This is a genomic window from Paraburkholderia sp. (assembly GCF_024281035.1).
In the GTDB taxonomy this organism is placed as follows: domain Bacteria; phylum Pseudomonadota; class Gammaproteobacteria; order Burkholderiales; family Burkholderiaceae; genus Paraburkholderia.
Genome location: NZ_JAMXLH010000076.1, coordinates 41,904 through 59,293, shown reverse-complemented (window position 1 = coordinate 59,293; position 17,390 = coordinate 41,904). Strand labels below are relative to the sequence as shown.

The window sequence follows — 17,390 nt, the reverse complement described above, 5'->3', positions numbered from 1 at the left end:
GCTTCCGGCCGATTAGAGGGAAGGCTCTGACATAAGTGTCGCGCTTCGCTCTGCTCGCTTCCTACAATGCGCAAAAAACTAATTATCGAACGAGCGTGCGTCGGGCGCGACCCAGGTGCAACGCCAATAAAGACAGACGGAGGAGATGGTGGAATACGACTACATCATCGTGGGCGCCGGATCGGGCGGCGCTTCGCTGGCCGGGCGGCTCGCCTTGCGCTGTCCTGAAGCGACGATCGCGCTGATCGAAGCCGGTCCGCACACCGAACGCAATCTGCTCGTCAACATGCCGATGGGCGTCGCCGGGCTCGTGCCGCGTGCGATGAAGAACAACTACGGCTACGAGACCGTGCCGCAGCCGGGGCTGGGAGGCCGGCGCGGCTACCAGCCGCGCGGACGCGGCTTTGGCGGATCGAGCGCCATCAACGCGATGATCTACACGCGCGGCCATCCGCTCGACTACGACGAATGGGCGAAGCTCGGCTGCACGGGCTGGGCCTTTAGCGACGTGCTGCCGTACTTCCTGCGCGCCGAGGACAACACGCGCGGCGCGAACGCCTGGCACGGCGCGGGCGGGCCGCTCGGCGTCACGGATCTGCGCGTCCGTAACCCGGTGGCGGAGCGCTTCGTGCGGGCCGCGCTCGAAGCGGGCTTTCGCGTAAACAACGACTTCAACGGACCCGATCAGGAAGGCGTCGGCTTCTATCAGGTGACGCAGCGCGGCGGCGAGCGTTGCAGCGTGGCGCGGGCGTACCTGTATGGGCGCGAGCGCCCGAACCTGCATCTGATTGCCGATGCGACCGTGCTGCGCGTGACCTTCGACGGCGAGCGCACGACCGGCGTGAACGTCGCGCGCGGCGGCCGGGTCGAGGAACTGCGCGCGCGCGGCGAAGTGATCCTCGCGGCGGGCGCGTTCAACACGCCGCAGTTGCTGATGTGCTCGGGCATCGGCCCGGCCGAACAACTGCGCGCGCATGGCCTGCAGGTTCGTTACGACGCGCCCGAGGTGGGCCGCAATCTGATCGACCACATCGACTACACCTACAACCTGCGCGTGAAAACGACCGATGCGTTCGGTTATTCGCTGCGCGGCTTCGCGAAGATGGCGCCCGCGCTCGCGCGTTACTTCGGTTCGCGGCGCGGCATGTTCACGTCGAACGTCGCGGAGGCGGGCGGCTTTCTGAAGAGCCGCCCCGGTCTGGACCGGCCCAACCTGCAATTGCACTTTTGCACCGGGCTGGTCGACGATCACAGCCGCCGCATGCACTGGGGCCACGGCTATTCGCTGCATGTATGCGTGCTGCGTCCGGCGAGTCGCGGCACGGTCACGCTCGCAAGCGCCGACGCGCGCGTCGCGCCCGTGATCGATCCGGGCTTTCTCTCCGATGCGCGCGACATGGATGCGCTCGTTGCGGGCGTGCGGCTTGTGCGGCCCATTCTCGATGCGGCGCCGCTGGCGGAGCTTGGCGGGCGCGAACTCTACACGCACCCTGGGCAGACGGACGCCGAACTGCGCGCGACGATTGCCGCGCACGCCGACACGATCTATCACCCGGTTGCGACCTGCCGCATGGGCGGCGACGCGCGGTCGGTCGTCGATACGCAGTTGCGCGTACGCGGCGTGCGCGGATTGCGCATTGTCGATGCCTCGGTGATGCCGACGCTGATCGGCGGCAACACGAACGCGCCGACCGTGATGATCGGCGAGCGCGCTGCGGACTTCATCGCGCAAACGCGCCGCAAGGGTGAAACGGCCAGAGCGAGCGCGGTGGTCTGAGTAGCGACCTGGCAGCGGCTGCGCTTTTTCGGCAGCCGCGCGCGCGTCATTCGCCCAGCCCGGGCGGCAGCACGAAATCGTCGAGAAACGACGAGGGCTTGCCGAACGTCTCCTTCGCCACCGCGAGCCACGCGCGCGCCGCGTGTGACAGGTACGCGTTGCGCTTCCAGCCAATCGCCATATCCCAGGTGATTTCGGGCTCGCTCACAGGCAGGCACGTGAAGCGCGCGGCGTCGAGCCTGCGGCAGTACGGGGCGGGCAGCAACGCGATCCCGACGCCCGCGAGCACGAGCGCCGCCATCAGATCCCAATGTCCGCTGCGCCCCACGATCTGCGGCACGAAGCCCGCTTCGCGGCACGCATGCTGCACGACGTCGTTCAGGGCCAGGCTCTCGCCGTAGAACACGAACGGCTCGTCGGCGAGTTCGGCCAACGGCACGCTCGCCGCGCCGTCCCACCGCGAACCCTTCTGCGCGACGAGCCACAGCACTTCATGCGAGATCGGCAGTACGTCGATGGTCGCCGGATCGACCGGCTGCAGCACGCCGCCCAGTTCGAGTTCGCCGGAAATCAGCGCGGCTTCGATTGCGCGCGAGCCCTGCTCGAAGAGCTTCAGCTCGATCCTCGGGTAGCGCTCGCGGAATGCCGCGATGGCAGGGGTGAAGAGCGAGCCGCCCATCGGCGGCACGCCAATCGTCAGCTCGCCGCGGCCGAGCGTCTCCAGATCGTCGATTTCGGCCTGTAACTGCGCATGCGCGGCGAGCACGTCCTGGCCGCGCTGCCAGACGATGCGGCCCGCGTCGGTGAGCACCATCTGGCGCGTATCGCGCAGCAAAAGCGGCGTGCCGATCTCGTCTTCGAGCGCTTTCACCATCTTGCTGATGGTCGGCTGCGTGACGTGCATCTGCTCGGCGGCGGCGGTGAAACTCTGTTGCCGCACCACCTCGATGAAATAGCGAAGCGCACGTAGCTCCATGGTTCTGATTCCAGTTTGGAATGATCTGGATAATTCTAAGTCATTATATTTATGCTGCGACGCAACCTATACTGGGTTCTTTCCAATGTCACCCAGGGTTTGCCATGACCACTCAACGCTCAACGACGAAAGCCTCGCGGCAAGTGGGCGCAGTGGCGCGCATCGGCTTGATCGCCGTGCAGTCGGCCCTGATCGCCGGAGTCTGGTTCGCCGCGGACGACTTCGCGCGGGCGACGCACCTGCCCGTGCCGGGCGGCGTGGTCGGCCTCGTCGCGCTCCTCGCGCTGCTGTTCTGCGGCGGCGTTGCGCCGCGCTGGGTCAAGGCGGGCGCCGACTGGCTGCTCTCCGACATGCTGCTGTTCTTCATTCCGGCCGCCGTGGCGGCGGTGCAGTACGGCGGGCTGTTCCGCGCGGACGGCTGGCGTCTTGCGCTTGTCGTGGTCGGCGGAACGCTGATGGTGATGGTTTCCGTGGCGTTCGCCGTCGAACAGGCTGCGCGTTTCGAGCGCCGGCTCGCGCTGCGCCGTGTGCTGCAGACGCGCCACCTCACGCGTCACGCGCACCACGCCTGAACCGGCGGTTCGCCAAGCTGCTCTGATTGATTGCTTTACAGGATGATCGCGTCATGAACACGTTTATTGCCTCCTTGTTCGCCGACGATGCCTCCCGGCTGATTGCCGCGGGCTGCCTGATCCTGACTGTCGTGCTCTATTTCGCGTCGAAGGCGCTTTACGCGCGTGTGCGCTCGCCGTGGCTCACGCCGCTCGTCGCCGTGCCGGTCGTGCTCGGCGCGATCGTGCTCGCGCTGCATATTCCGTATCCGGTCTATTTCGAAGACACGCGCTGGCTCATGTGGCTGCTCGGTCCGGCGACCGTCGCGTTCGCGGTGCCGATCTACGAGTATCGCGAACTGCTCAAGCGCCACTGGATCTCGCTCGCGGCGGGCGTCGGCGTGGGCATCGTCGTCGCCGTGGGCGGATCGCTCGCGCTCGCGAAGCTCCTGCACCTGTCGCCCGAACTGCAGCGCAGCCTGATGACGCGCTCGGTTTCGACGCCGTTCGCCCTGGCCGTTTCCGACAAGATCCACGCGCCGCGCGATCTCACGGCGCTGTTCGTGATCGCGACCGGCGTGTGCGGGATGCTGTTCGGCGAGCTGGTGCTCGCGCTCGTGCCGCTGCGCACGCGTCTTGCGCGCGGCGCGCTGTTCGGCGCGGCGGCCCACGGCGTGGGCACCGCGAAGGCGCGCGAACTCGGCAGCGAGGAAGGCGTGGTGGCAAGCCTCACGATGATGATCGCGGGTGTCGTGATGGTGCTGCTCGCGCCGGTGCTCGGCTTTTTGCCGGTCTGAATCCCACACACGCCGTCCGGTGCTGAACGGCGCTGAAAAGCTGGCGGTGACGGCACGAAGGCAGGAGAAGTACCCGTTCCATAGGCCGGTACAATGGCGGCAGATGTGATCGGTCTGGAGGGCCGGAAAATGGGAACGAGCTACGAGAAGGACGTGGTGGCCTGGGCCAACGAACAGGCGGCGTTGTTGCGTGAGGGCAAGTTCTCGGCGCTGGACATTGAGCATCTGGCAGAGGAGATCGAGGACGTGGGCAAGAGCGAACAGCGGGAACTGACCAGCCGCATGGCCGTACTGCTGGCACATCTGCTCAAGTGGCAGTTCCAGTCCGAGCGGCGAGGCGCGAGCTGGCAAAGGACCATCAAGGCGCAACGGCTGGACGTGGCCTACCTGCTGGATGAGGCGCCCAGCCTCAAGCCCAGGCTGGCTGATGCGGACTGGATGCGTGTCGTGTGGGCCAGGGCGCTGGCGCAGGCGGTCAGCGAAACCGGTCTGGATGTGTTCCCCGAAATCTGTCCGTGGTCGATGGAGCAGGTCCTCGATGAGGAATTCATGCCGGACTGATGGTCGTTCCTGGATCGTCGGAAGTCTGGAAGCCAGCCTTGGGGCTGGCTTTTTTATCGCCGGTGCGAATGTGGTGCAATCGCGGTGCAACCCCAGGTCGACCGCAGCGCAACCATGCGACTCTTCGGCGCGGTTGCGCTTTTAGCGGCTGCGCGCCGCACCATTTCCAGATTTCCCGGATCGCAGCCGGTCTATTATGGACAGCGTTGCCGCGCTCGTTGCGGCTTGACAGCGACGTTACCCATGCTGCCCATCTCAATCATCGTTCCGTGCTACAACAGCGCGCCAACGCTCGCGCGCGCCCTCGACAGCTGCATCGCGCAACGCGAAGCCGTGCAGATCCTCGTCGTCGACGACGGCTCGACCGACGCATCGGCGGAAATCGTGTTCGGCTATGCCCGCCACGACACGCGCGTGCATCTGTTGCAGATGCCGATGAACAGCGGCGCGGCTCGCGCGCGTAATTGGGGTGCGCTGCACGCGACTGCGGCGGTGCTCGCCTTTCTCGACGCCGACGACGAATACATGCCCGGCGCGCTCGCCGATGCGGGCGCATGGCTCGACCAGCATCCGCAGGAAGCCGCGATCCGGCTCGACGTCGAGTTCGCCGGCTTTCCCGAATCGGTGCTCGCGCATCCCGACTTCCCCATGCATGCCGCGACGCTCAGCAACACGGTGCCGAGCAGTCTCGTGATCCGCCGCAGCGCATTTCTCGCGCTGGGCGGTTTTCCGATCGACGACTTCTTCCGCCAGTACGGCGGCGAGGACGGCGCGCTCTCGTGGGCGCTGCGCGAGACTTTTGGCCAGCGCCGGCTCGAAGATGCGAAGCGCGTGCGCATGCACTATCACTACAACATCCACGCCGAGCGTTTCTTCCGCATCCAGGCCGGCCTGCAGACGCCCGATCCGGGTGATAGCGCGGCGGTCGTCCAGTGCTCGCGCCAGTTCCTCGACAATGCGCTCGCTGCCGTGAAGCAATTGCGCGCGCTCAACGTGAGCGAAGCCGTGAATCCGCGCGCCGCCGCGGTGGCCGGCGAGATCGCCAGCTACACCTGAACTCTCCCGTGCCCGCGCGCAGCGATGCGCGCGGCGCCCACATCACCCACATCACCCACGTCGCCCGCGGCGCCGTTCTCGGCGCATCTGCCGGGTCCGCCACATCACCCACGTCGCCCGCGGCGCCGTTCTCGGCGCATCTGCCAGGTCCGCTACATCCGCCACATCCGCCGCCAGATCCGCCATTTCTGCCAGTGCTGTCGCTGCGCGCGTTCGCCCGACGCGGTAGTTCCGACGGCGCCATGCCGATTTGCTACAATCACGCCTCGTCTCCGAGGAGCGTTGCGACGCGGCTGTGCATTACGAATGCGGCCCGCCAGGCTCGGAGGCGCTCAATCCGGTTGTTTCATCGTCAAGCAACCGCATCGAAACGGCGCTCACGTCTATTTCTAGTCACTTTTAGAAAGGAGGGCGTGATGAACGCCGCAATTCCGCAAGCTCAAGCCAAAGATTTCGTCGTCGCCGATATGTCGCTTGCCGGCTGGGGCCGCAAGGAACTCGACATCGCCGAGACCGAAATGCCCGGCCTCGTCCAGATCCGCGACGAGTACAAGGCGCAGCAGCCGCTCAAGGGCGCACGCGTTGCGGGCTCGCTCCACATGACGATCCAGACGGGCGTGCTGATCGAAACGCTCAAGGCGCTCGGCGCCGACGTCCGCTGGGCCTCGTGCAACATCTTCTCGACGCAGGACCACGCCGCCGCCGCCATCGCGCAGGGCGGCACTCCGGTGTTCGCGTTCAAGGGCGAATCGCTCGACGAATACTGGGAGTTCTCGCACCGCATTTTCGAATGGCCGAACGGCGAGTTCGCCAACATGATCCTCGACGACGGCGGCGACGCAACGCTGCTGCTGATCCTCGGCTCGAAGGCCGAAAAGGACCGCTCGGTCATCGCCAAGCCGACGAACGAAGAAGAAGTCGCGCTCTACAAGTCGATCGCGCAGCACCTCGACAGCGATCCTTCGTGGTACTCGAAGCGCCTCGCGCACATCCAGGGCGTGACTGAGGAAACGACGACCGGCGTGCACCGCCTGTACCAGATGGAGAAGGATGGCCGTCTGCCGTTCCCGGCGATCAACGTGAACGACTCGGTCACGAAGTCGAAGTTCGACAACCTGTATGGCTGCCGCGAGTCGCTCGTGGACGGCATCAAGCGCGCCACCGACGTGATGATCGCGGGCAAGATCGCCGTGGTCGCGGGCTACGGCGACGTGGGCAAGGGCTGCGCGCAGTCGCTGCGCGGCCTCGGCGCGACGGTGTGGGTCACCGAAATCGATCCGATCTGCGCGCTGCAGGCGGCGATGGAAGGCTACCGCGTCGTGACGATGGAATACGCCGCCGACAAGGCCGACATCTTCGTGACGGCCACCGGCAACTACCACGTGATCGGCCACGACCACATGAAGGCGATGCGCCACAATGCGATCGTCTGCAACATCGGCCACTTCGACTCGGAAATCGACGTGGCGTCGACGCGCCAGTATCAGTGGGACAACATCAAGCCGCAGGTCGACCACATCATCTTCCCGGACGGCAAGCGCGTGATCCTGCTGGCCGAAGGCCGCCTCGTGAACCTCGGCTGCGCGACGGGCCACCCGTCGTTCGTGATGTCGAACTCGTTCACGAACCAGACGCTCGCACAGATCGAACTGTTCACGCAGGGCGCGAAGTACGAGAACAAGGTGTACGTGCTGCCGAAGCATCTGGACGAGAAGGTTGCGCGTCTGCACCTCGCGCGCATCGGTGCGAACCTGACCGTGCTGTCCGACGCGCAGGCATCGTACATCGGCGTCGACAAGAGCGGTCCGTTCAAGCCGAACCACTACCGTTACTAAGTAGTTGTTAGTTATCGGCCGGAGTAAGCGCTGAAGCGCCGACTCCGGGCCGACTCGCTGTGCGTGGGGCCGGAGTAAGCGCTAAAGCGCCAACTCCGGCCGACACATCAAGAACAAGGAGCTCTCATGACCGTGCTGCTGACCTGGCTGATCAACGCGCTTGCACTCCTGATCATCACCTGGCTCGTTCCGTCGATTCACATCCGCAGTTTCGGCACCGCGCTGATCGTCGCCGTCGTGCTCGGGCTCATCAACACCATCCTGCGGCCGGTGCTGATCCTGCTCACGCTGCCCGTGACGATTCTCACGCTCGGGCTCTTCATCCTCGTCGTGAACGCGCTGTGCTTCTGGCTCGCGGCGACGCTGCTGAAGGGCTTCGAGGTGTCGGGCTTCTGGTCGGCGTTCTTTGGCTCGATCCTGTACAGCATCGTGTCATGGTTGCTGTCTGCCCTGATTTTCGGCAACCGCTCGCTCGGCTAACCGGGCCGCGGCCATCCCATCATGAAACCGATCGAACTTTCATTCGAATTTTTCCCGCCGAAGACGCAGGACGGCGTCGAAAAGTTGCACGCCACCCGCGCGCAGCTTGCGACGCTCAAGCCGAAATTCGTCTCGGTGACGTTCGGCGCGGGCGGCTCGACTCAACAAGGCACGCTCGACACCGTCATCGAGATTGCGAAGGACGGCATCGAAGCCGCGCCGCACCTCTCGTGCATCGGCTCGTCCAAAGAGAAGCTGCGTGAAATCCTCGAGCAGTACCGCTCGCACGGCATCCGCCACATCGTCGCGCTGCGCGGCGACCTGCCCTCGGGCATGGGCGAAGTGGGCGAGCTGCGCTATGCGTCGGAACTCGTTGCGTTCATCCGCCAGGAAACCGGCGACACGTTCCACATCGAAGTGGCCGCGTATCCCGAATATCACCCGCAGGCGCGCTCGCCGCGTCACGACATCGAAGCGTTCGCGCGCAAGGTGAAGGCGGGTGCGAACTCGGCGATCACTCAGTACTTCTTCAATGCGGACGCGTACTTCCGCTTCGTCGACGATGTCCGCAAGCTGGGCGTGGACGTGCCGATCGTGCCCGGCATCATGCCGATCACGAACTACTCGCAGCTCATGCGCTTTTCCGAAATGTGCGGGGCCGAAGTGCCGCGCTGGGTCGCGAAACGCCTTGAGAGCTTCGGCGACGACCGCGAGGCGATCCGCGCGTTCGGCCTCGACGTCGTGACGGATCTGTGCCGCCGTCTCACCGATGCCGGCGCGCCCGGACTGCACTTCTACACGCTCAACGGCGCTGCAGCGACGAAGTCGATCTGCGAGCGGCTCGGGCTCTGAGGTTTCTGTAAGGCTCCAGCCGCGAGTATCCAACCTGCATGGCCTGCATGGCCTGCACGGCCCGCTCGTCCCCGCGTTTCATGTTTGATTCGCGGGCGGCGAAGCGGGCCGTTCTCATTTCTCCGCCCGTGCGCACGGGCCGCGAGTCGCGCCACGGCGTGGCATTGAGCCACAGCCGCCCCCGTAGCCACCCCCGCAGCCACCCCCGCAGCCACCCCCGCAGCCGTCATTCATGACAGCGGATGAGCGCACGCGAAATTACACGAGAAATATTGGCGAGCCAGGGCGGTGGCGCGCGTGACGGTTCAATATATCGAAACAGTGAAGTTCGCTTCGCGCAACAGGCGCAACCCGCGCCAGCCGGGTAACCCGGCGTCACGTTCGAGGTGCAACCGGTCTGTCAACCCGGCGTTTTCCATGGTCCACCGGACCCCGTTATCTGTTGTGACGGGTGCTACAGGTCTTGTAAGATCGCGCTACGCCGGCAGAGTCCGGCACCGAACTGGAGGAAATATGAAAGGAAACAACCTGTTGCGAGCTGCGCGGCTCACGTCGCTCGCCGCGCTCGCAGCGGCATCGATTGCGGGCGCCACCGTAGCGCACGCCGCGGGCATCCCGAACAAGACGCTGGTTTACTGTTCGGAAGGCAGCCCCGCAGGCTTCGATCCGGCGCAATATACGACCGGCACCGACTTCACCGCGGACACCTTCACCGTCTACAACCGCCTCGTCGAATTCGAGCGCGGCAGCACGAAGGTCGAACCGGGCCTCGCGCAATCGTGGGATGTTTCCGCCGACGGCAAGACCTACACGTTCCATCTGCGTCATGGCGTGAAGTTCCAGACCACGGCGTTCTTCAAGCCGTCGCGCGAATTCAACGCCGACGACGTCGTCTTCACGTTCGATCGCATGCTCGATCCGAACCAGCCGTTCCGCAAGGCGTATCCGGTGTCGTTCCCGTACTTCACGGACATGGGCCTCGACAAGCTGATCGCCAAGGTCGAGAAGGTCGATCCGTACACCGTCAAGTTCACGCTGAACGAGCCGAACGCGCCGTTCATCCAGAACATGGCGATGGAATTCGCGTCGATTCTTTCGGCTGAATACGCCGACAAGCTGATGAAGGCCGGCAAGGCCGCCGACCTGAACCAGTATCCGGTCGGCACGGGCCCGTTCATCTTCAAGAGCTACACGAAGGATGCGACGATCCGCTTCGACGGCAATCCTGACTACTGGAAGCCGGGCGCAGTGAAGCTCTCGAAGCTGATCTTCTCGATCACGCCGGATGCGAGCGTGCGCGTGCAAAAGCTCAAGCGCGACGAGTGCCAGGTGATGAGCTATCCGCGTCCCGCCGACATCGCCCCGCTGAAGGCCGAGCCGAACATCGCGATGCCGTCGCAGCCGGGCTTCAACCTCGGCTACCTGTCGTACAACGTCGAGCACAAGCCGCTCGACAACGCCGACGTGCGTCACGCGCTCGACATGGCGATCAACAAGAAAGCCATCATCGACTCGGTGTACCAGGGCGCGGGCCAGCTCGCGACGAACCCGATGCCGCCGACGCAATGGTCCTACTACAAGAACCTGCCGGCGAACGCATACGATCCGGCCAAGGCCAAGGCGCTGCTCACGAAGGCGGGTGTGGCCAACGGTCTCGAGATCACGCTCTGGGCCATGCCGGTGCAGCGCGCGTACAACCCGAACGCGCGTCTGATGGCCGAGATGATCCAGGCCGACTGGGCGAAGATCGGCGTGAAGGCGAAGATCGTCACGTATGAGTGGGGCGAGTACATCAAGCGCGCACACGCGGGCGAAGACGACACGATGCTGATCGGCTGGACGGGCGACAACGGCGACCCCGACAACTGGCTCGGCACGCTGCTCGGCTGCGAGGCCGTGAACGGCAACAACTTCGGCAAGTGGTGCTACAAGCCGTTCGACGAGCTGATCCAGAAGGGCCGCACGACGTCCGATCAGGCGGCGCGCACCAAGCTTTACGAGCAGGCGCAGCAGATCTTCGCAAAGCAACTGCCGTTCTCGCCGATCGCCCACTCGACCGTCTATCAGCCGGTCAGCAAGAAGGTGATCGACATGCGCATCGAGCCGCTCGGCTATGCGCGCTTCGACGGCGTCAGCATGCAGTAATGTTGCGCCGCGTCCTGACCGGGCTTTTGTCCGGTCAGGACCGGATTTGGAAAACTGGCCGAATCGGGTCCGGCGACCGGGGTCACAAGCCTCCGTCGCCGGTTGCATTTCATTTTCAAGCTTTCGGGGGAACAAACCATGTTCCGCTTCGTACTGCGCCGTATCGGCATGGTGATACCCACATTCATCGGCATCACCATCCTCGCGTTTGCGCTTATCCACCTGATTCCGGGCGACCCCATCGAAGTGATGATGGGCGAGCGCGGCGTCGATCCGCAGATGCACGCCGACGCGATGCATCGCCTCGGCCTCGACGAACCGCTGCCGACGCAGTATCTCCACTACGTCGGTCACGCGCTGAAGGGCAATCTCGGCACCTCGATCATCACCAACACGAGCGTGATGGGCGAGTTTCTTGCGCGCTTTCCGGCCACCGTCGAACTCTCGTTGTGCGCACTGGTCTTCGCGCTCGCCATCGGCCTGCCCGCGGGCGTGATCGCGGCGCTCAAGCGCGGACGTCTCGTCGACCACGGCGTGATGGGCACCGCACTGACCGGCTATTCGATGCCGATCTTCTGGTGGGGGCTCATCCTCATCATGGTGTTCTCGTCGTATCTCGGCTGGACGCCCGTGTCGGGCCGCATCGCCGTCGAATTCGACATCCCGCACGTGACCGGCTTCATGCTGATCGACTCGCTGCTGCCGGGCACCGACGAAGGCTCGTTCCGCTCCGCCGTGAGCCACCTGATCCTGCCCGCCATCGTGCTCGGCACGATTCCGCTCGCCGTGGTCGCGCGCATGACGCGCTCGTCGATGCTCGAAGTGCTGCGCGAGGACTATATCCGCACCGCGCGCGCGAAGGGCCTTTCGCCCCTGCGCGTGATCGTCGTGCATGCGCTGCGCAACGCGCTGATTCCCGTCGTCACCGTGATCGGCCTGCAGGTCGGCACGCTGCTCGCGGGCGCGGTGCTGACCGAAACGCTGTTTTCCTGGCCCGGCGTCGGCAAGTGGCTGATCGATGCGATCAGCCGCCGCGACTATCCGGTGGTGCAGGGCGGCATCCTCATGATCGCGACACTCGTGATCGTCGTGAATCTGGTCGTCGACCTGCTGTACGGCGTACTGAATCCGCGCATCCGTCACACGAGGTAAGCCCGCCATGAACCGTTTCCCGCAATACACTCAACGCAATCTGGAGGCGTGATGGCTGACATTCAGAACGCCGCCCCGCAAGCGGTCACGCCGCCCTCGGGCCGCACGCTCATGCTGCGCGAATTCTGGGCGAATTTCTCGCACAACAAGGGCGCCGTCTCCGCCGGGGTCATCGTGCTCGTGCTGATCTTCGTCGCGATCTTCGCGCCGCTGATCGCGCCGCACAGCCCGATCGAGCAGTACCGCGACTACGTGAAGATTCCGCCCGCCTGGCTCGACGGCGGCAACTGGAAGTTCGTGCTCGGCACCGACGAAGCGGGCCGTGACATCCTCTCGCGCCTGATGTACGGCGCACGGCTGTCGCTGTGGATCGGCTGCGTCTCGGTGGTGCTCGCGCTGATTCCGGGCATCGTGCTCGGCCTCGTCGCCGCGTTCTTCGAGAAGTGGGCCGATACGCCGATCATGCGTCTGATGGACGTGCTGCTCGCGCTGCCCTCGCTGCTGCTCGCCGTGGCCGTGGTCGCGATCATCGGCCCGGGTCTCACGAACACGATGTTCGCCATCGCGATCGTCGCGCTGCCGGGTTACGTGCGTCTCACGCGCGGCTCGGCGCTCGGCGAACTGCACAAGGAGTACGTGACGGCGTCGCGCGTGGCCGGTGCCGGCACGGCGCGCCTGATGTTCTCGCAGGTGCTGCCCAACTGCACGGCGCCGCTCATCGTGCAGGCCACGCTCGGCTTTTCGTCGGCGATTCTCGACGCCGCCGCGCTCGGCTTCCTCGGCCTCGGTGTGCAGCCGCCCGCCGCCGAGTGGGGCGCGATGCTCGCCTCGGCGCGCGACTATATCGACAGCGCCTGGTGGATCGTCACGATGCCGGGCCTTTCCATCCTGATTTCGGTGCTCGCGATCAACCTGCTCGGCGACGGGCTGCGCGACGCGCTCGATCCCAAGCTGAAACGGATGGCCTGACATGAACACGCAAAAGAAAGACCTGCTGACCATCCGCAACCTGGCGGTGAACTTCAACGGCCTGCCCGCCGTGGACCGCGTGAATCTCTCGGTCGCGCCGGGCGAGGTGCTCGGCATCGTGGGCGAATCCGGCTCCGGCAAGAGCGTGACGATGATGGCGCTGATGGGCCTCATCGACGCGCCCGGCAAGGTGAGCGCCGATTCGATCACGTTCGACGGCCGCGACCTGCTCAATGCGACGGGCAAGGAGCGCCGCCGCATCGTCGGCAAGGACATCGCGATGGTGTTCCAGGACGCGCTCACGAGCCTGAACCCGAGCTACACCGTCGGCTACCAGATCAAGGAAGTGCTCAAGCTGCACGAGGGCCTGCGCGGCGCGGCGCTCAACGCGCGCGCGCTCGAACTGCTCGACCAGGTGGGCATTCCCGACGCGAAGAACCGCATCGACAACTTCCCGCACCAGATGTCGGGCGGCATGAACCAGCGCGTGATGATCGCGATGGCCGTCGCGTGCAACCCGAAGCTCCTGATCGCCGACGAGCCCACCACGGCGCTCGACGTCACGATCCAGGCGCAGATCATGGAACTGCTCGTGCGCCTGCAAAAGGAGCGCGGCATGGCGCTCGTGCTGATCTCGCACGATCTGGCCGTGGTGTCCGAAGTCGCGCAGCGCGTGGCCGTGATGTACGCGGGCGAGATCATCGAGACGAACGCCGTTCCCGAGATCTTCGCGAAGCCGCATCATCCGTACACCGAGGCGCTGCTCGCCGCGATTCCGGAGCACAACAAAGGCGCCGTGCGCCTCGCCGCGCTGCCGGGCATGGTGCCGGGACGCGACGACCGTCCGGGCGGCTGCCTCTTCGCGCCGCGCTGCAAGTACGTGGTGGACGACTGCAAGAAGGCGCGACCCGCGCTCGAACCGGTGCCGGGGCTCGGTGCCGGCGGTATTACGCAGGTCCGCTGCATCAAGCCGCTCAATCTGCGCGATATGCGCAATCAAACGGCGAACCCGACTCACGGAGGCGCGCAATGAACGCAGTCCCGCAACACGCGCCGCACGGCGATGAAGACCGCGTCCTCGTCGCCGAGGATCTGAAGAAGCACTACACCGTCAAGCGCGGCATGTTCGGCACGGCAACCGTGAAGGCGCTCAACGGCGTGTCGTTCTCGCTCGTGCGCGGCCGCACGCTGGCGGTGGTCGGCGAATCGGGCTGCGGCAAGTCCACGCTCGCGCGTCAGCTCACGATGATCGAGCCGCCCACGGCGGGCCGTCTCGTCATCGACGGCGAGGACGTCGCGCATGCGAACCGGGAGAAGATCGCCGAGCTGCGCCGCCGCGTGCAGATGGTGTTCCAGAACCCGTTCGCCTCGCTCAATCCGCGCAAGACGGTCGAGCAGACGCTGGGCGAGCCGCTCGCGATCAACACGCAGCTCACGGCCGCCGAGCGCGCGGACCGCATCGCGCACATGATGCGCATCGTCGGCCTGCGGCCCGAGCACGCGAAGCGCTATCCGCACATGTTCTCGGGCGGGCAGCGCCAGCGTGTGGCGATCGCCCGCGCGATGATCCTCGATCCGCAGATCGTCGTGGCCGACGAACCGGTCTCGGCGCTCGACGTGTCGATCCAGGCGCAGATCCTGAACCTCTTCATGGACCTGCAGGATCAGTTCCGCACGAGCTACATCTTTATCTCGCATAACCTCTCGGTGGTGGAGCACGTTGCCGACGACGTGATGGTCATGTATCTCGGCGGGGTGGCCGAACTGGGCGACAAGAAGACCGTGATCGAGCGGCCGCGCCATCCGTACACGCGCTCGCTGCTGTCGGCGACGCCCGCGATCTTCGAGGCGGACCGCCGCGTGAAGATCAAGCTCGAAGGCGAACTGCCGTCGCCGCTGAACCCGCCGTCGGGCTGCACGTTCCACCAGCGCTGCCCGTATGCGATCGAGCGGTGTCGTAAAGAGGTTCCGGTACTTCGCGAAGTTGATGGGCGTCAGGTATCCTGCCATCGTGCAGAGGAGGTAGGGGAAAAGGATGCCTGAAGCGACGGCGGCGCGTCGTTTTACGCGCCGCTGGGGTGAAAGCGGCCGTCGCGCCGTTTTCACATTGCGTGATGCCATGCGTGCCGCCACTGGCGCATTGCTCGCACTGGCCATCGCCTTCGGGCCGTCGCTCGACCGGCCGCTGCGGCTCGCGTTTGCTGCAGGCGATGCGTTTCAGGTGGGCGGGGTGCATGCCGCGTCGCAATCGCGCGGCTTCATCCCCGCCGCGCTCGCGGCGGAATCCGCAGCCAATACGCCTGGTGCCCGTCCGTCCGTCTCGATGCCGGGCGGGTCGGGCCTGCCGGGCTTTCACTCGCCGCCCGCCGTGCCGAGCTACGCCTCGGGCACGACCGCCGGCGGCCCCGTGCGCGGGCGGCCCGCGCGCATGCCGTTCTACGTCGCCACGCGCGGCACGGTCACCCTCTACCTGCTCGGGACGCTGCACGTGGGCGACCCCGTCGACTATCCCCCGAACCAGCCCTTTCGTCAGCCGATCCTCGCGGCGCTCAACGCGTCGCCGACGCTCGCGCTCGAACTCTCGCCCGACGATCTGCTCGTCTCGCAGGACGACGTCTCGAAGTACGGCGTGTGCGCACGGCCCTGCCTGCCGGGGCTCCTTCCCGAGCCGCTGTGGCAGAAGCTTGAAGGGCGCCTGCGCGGCAATCCCGAGGCGCTCGCCGGCATCCGCCGGATGCGGCCGTGGCTCGCCTCGCTCCTCGTGGAAACCTACGATTCGCTGAGCGCGGGCCTGCAAACCGAGTACGGCACCGAGGCGCAGTTGCAGAACGTGTTCCTGAAGCTGAAGGGGCGGCGCGTCGTCGGGCTCGAGACGCTTCAGGAGCAGATGCGCTCGTTCACGAACCTCTCACTCGCGCAGCAGCGTGAGATGCTGGCGCAGGATCTCGCGCAGACCCCGGCGCAGAACGTCGCCGACGTGAACACGCTGCTGCACCTGTGGCGCCTCGGCGATGCGGATGCGATTGCCGCGTGGGAGATCGCGCGTTCGGAGAAGCTCGCGCACGACAAGCGCATTTCGGATTCGGTCGACAACCGCATCGTCTACGAGCGCAACCGGCGCTTCGTCTCGCGCATGCTGCAGATCGCGGCGCCCAACAAGCCGGTGTTCGTCGCAATCGGCGCGCTGCACCTCGGCGGACGCAAGGGCGTACTGGCGTTGCTGCGCCAGCGCGGCTTCACGGTCGAGCCGGGCTGAGTTGGGCTGAGTTGGGCTGAGTTGGGCTGAATCGGGCTAATCGGGCTAATCGGGCTGAGTCGGACTGAATCAACTTGAGTCAGTTTGAATCAGGTTGAGCGGCGCGTTTCGCCGCCTTCATGTGCTTTCACGCGCTTCAATCCGCCGCCGCGCCTGCTCAGTCCCTGGCCGGTCCCGCGGCGCGCACGCCGATGCCCGCGTCGGCCAGCGCCGCGCGGATGCGCCGCGCGAACGCCAGCGCATGCGGCCCGTCGCCGTGCAGGCAGACGGTTTGCGCATTGAGCGGCACCCACGTTCCGTCGACTGCCTGCACGCGCTGTTCGAGGATCATCGCGAGCGTGCGCGCCAGCACGGCGTCTTCGTCGTCGAGGAGGGCGCCCGGCTCGCCGCGCGGCACGAGCGAGCCGTCCGCGCGATAGCCGCGGTCGGCGAACACTTCTTCCACGGCGACGAGCCCGGCCGCGCGCGCCGCTGCCGCAAGCGCGCTGCCCGCGAGCGCGAACACGGCGACCGTAGGATCGAAGTCGTGCACGGCGGAAACGATCGTGTCCGCGATCCGCGCATCGTGCGCCGCCTGGTTGTAGAGCGCGCCGTGCGGCTTCACGTGTGCGATGCGCCCGCCCTCGGCCTGCGCAATCGCGGATAGCGCGCCCAACTGGTAGAGCACGCCCGCATAAAGCTCGGTGACCGGGAGATCCATCTCCTTGCGGCCGAAGTTCTCCGGGTCGTTGAAACCCGGATGGGCGCCGATCGACACGCCTTTTTCGACGGCCCAGCGCACGCATTCGCGCATCGCGTGGGCGCTGCCCGCGTGCCAGCCGCACGCGATGTTCGCGGAGCTGACGAGGTCGAGCAGCGCCTCGTCCGAGCCGCAGCCTTCGCCAAGATCGGCGTTCAGGTCGATGGTGATCATGGTGTGTTTCTCCGTACTGCCTGCCGCTTTTTTCCTTTTCGCTGCTGATTTGCAGTTGATTCGCTGCTGA

The 17,390-nt window shown here is 65.8% G+C and carries 16 protein-coding genes and 1 riboswitch; of the genes, 14 read left to right on the top strand and 2 right to left on the bottom strand.

Translation table 11 applies throughout. The features are described 5' to 3' along the window. The first annotated feature begins 148 nt into the window (after positions 1–148). Entirely contained in the window at positions 149–1,777 is a 1,629-nt protein-coding gene (locus Q0L30_RS24175) for a GMC family oxidoreductase (RefSeq protein WP_296662953.1), read from the top strand. Between the two features lie 46 nt (positions 1,778–1,823). On the opposite strand, the gene Q0L30_RS24170 is transcribed toward Q0L30_RS24175, so the two are convergent. Then, positions 1,824–2,753 carry a LysR family transcriptional regulator gene (locus Q0L30_RS24170; RefSeq protein WP_296662948.1) on the bottom strand — a complete coding sequence of 310 codons (930 nt, stop codon included), beginning with the start codon at positions 2,751–2,753 and terminating at the stop codon, positions 1,824–1,826. A gap of 104 nt (positions 2,754–2,857) precedes the next feature. Between Q0L30_RS24170 and Q0L30_RS24165 the strand changes: the two genes are divergently transcribed. The 13 genes from Q0L30_RS24165 to Q0L30_RS24105 all read left to right on the top strand — a co-directional run bounded on the left by Q0L30_RS24165 (position 2,858) and on the right by Q0L30_RS24105 (position 16,407). Beyond that, positions 2,858–3,325 (top strand): CidA/LrgA family protein, encoded by a 468-nt coding sequence (locus Q0L30_RS24165; protein WP_296662946.1) that lies wholly within the window; start codon positions 2,858–2,860, stop codon positions 3,323–3,325. Between the two features lie 53 nt (positions 3,326–3,378). Continuing rightward, entirely contained in the window at positions 3,379–4,101 is a 723-nt protein-coding gene (locus Q0L30_RS24160) for an LrgB family protein (RefSeq protein WP_296662943.1), read from the top strand. Positions 4,102–4,230: 129 nt separating this feature from the next. After that, positions 4,231–4,662 carry a DUF29 domain-containing protein gene (locus Q0L30_RS24155; RefSeq protein ID WP_296662940.1) on the top strand — a complete coding sequence of 144 codons (432 nt, stop codon included), beginning with the start codon at positions 4,231–4,233 and terminating at the stop codon, positions 4,660–4,662. A gap of 243 nt (positions 4,663–4,905) precedes the next feature. Beyond that, on the top strand, positions 4,906–5,718 hold the full coding sequence (locus tag Q0L30_RS24150; protein WP_296662938.1) for a glycosyltransferase family A protein: 813 nt from the start codon (positions 4,906–4,908) through the stop codon (positions 5,716–5,718). Between the two features lie 268 nt (positions 5,719–5,986). Beyond that, a riboswitch (S-adenosyl-L-homocysteine riboswitch) is annotated at positions 5,987–6,104 on the top strand. Positions 6,105–6,134: 30 nt separating this feature from the next. After that, a complete protein-coding gene (gene ahcY / locus Q0L30_RS24145) occupies positions 6,135–7,553 on the top strand; it encodes an adenosylhomocysteinase (RefSeq protein WP_296662935.1) in 1,419 nt (472 codons plus the stop codon). Between the two features lie 126 nt (positions 7,554–7,679). Next, on the top strand, positions 7,680–8,033 hold the full coding sequence (locus Q0L30_RS24140) for a phage holin family protein (protein ID WP_293034345.1): 354 nt from the start codon (positions 7,680–7,682) through the stop codon (positions 8,031–8,033). A 21-nt stretch (positions 8,034–8,054) separates the two neighbouring features. Next, positions 8,055–8,885 (top strand): methylenetetrahydrofolate reductase [NAD(P)H], encoded by an 831-nt coding sequence (metF, locus tag Q0L30_RS24135; protein WP_296662931.1) that lies wholly within the window; start codon positions 8,055–8,057, stop codon positions 8,883–8,885. Between the two features lie 513 nt (positions 8,886–9,398). Then, entirely contained in the window at positions 9,399–11,030 is a 1,632-nt protein-coding gene (locus Q0L30_RS24130; protein ID WP_296662928.1) for an ABC transporter substrate-binding protein, read from the top strand. A 138-nt stretch (positions 11,031–11,168) separates the two neighbouring features. Next, on the top strand, positions 11,169–12,182 hold the full coding sequence (locus Q0L30_RS24125; RefSeq protein ID WP_296662926.1) for an ABC transporter permease subunit: 1,014 nt from the start codon (positions 11,169–11,171) through the stop codon (positions 12,180–12,182). 51 nt (positions 12,183–12,233) lie between these two features. Continuing rightward, positions 12,234–13,151 (top strand): ABC transporter permease subunit, encoded by a 918-nt coding sequence (locus tag Q0L30_RS24120; RefSeq protein ID WP_296662923.1) that lies wholly within the window; start codon positions 12,234–12,236, stop codon positions 13,149–13,151. A 1-nt stretch (position 13,152) separates the two neighbouring features. Beyond that, positions 13,153–14,184: an ABC transporter ATP-binding protein gene (locus Q0L30_RS24115; RefSeq protein WP_296662921.1), complete on the top strand. Its 1,032-nt coding sequence runs from the start codon at positions 13,153–13,155 to the stop codon at positions 14,182–14,184. Continuing rightward, positions 14,181–15,194: a peptide ABC transporter ATP-binding protein gene (locus Q0L30_RS24110; RefSeq protein ID WP_296662918.1), complete on the top strand. Its 1,014-nt coding sequence runs from the start codon at positions 14,181–14,183 to the stop codon at positions 15,192–15,194. The genes Q0L30_RS24115 and Q0L30_RS24110 overlap by 4 nt, the downstream gene beginning before the upstream one ends. After that, positions 15,187–16,407 (top strand): TraB/GumN family protein, encoded by a 1,221-nt coding sequence (locus Q0L30_RS24105; protein WP_296662915.1) that lies wholly within the window; start codon positions 15,187–15,189, stop codon positions 16,405–16,407. Before Q0L30_RS24110 ends, Q0L30_RS24105 begins: the two co-directional genes overlap by 8 nt. Positions 16,408–16,564: 157 nt before the next feature. Here the strand turns inward: Q0L30_RS24105 and pxpA are convergent, their stop codons facing one another. After that, on the bottom strand, positions 16,565–17,317 hold the full coding sequence (gene pxpA / locus Q0L30_RS24100) for a 5-oxoprolinase subunit PxpA (protein ID WP_296663089.1): 753 nt from the start codon (positions 17,315–17,317) through the stop codon (positions 16,565–16,567). Positions 17,318–17,390: the final 73 nt, after the last annotated feature.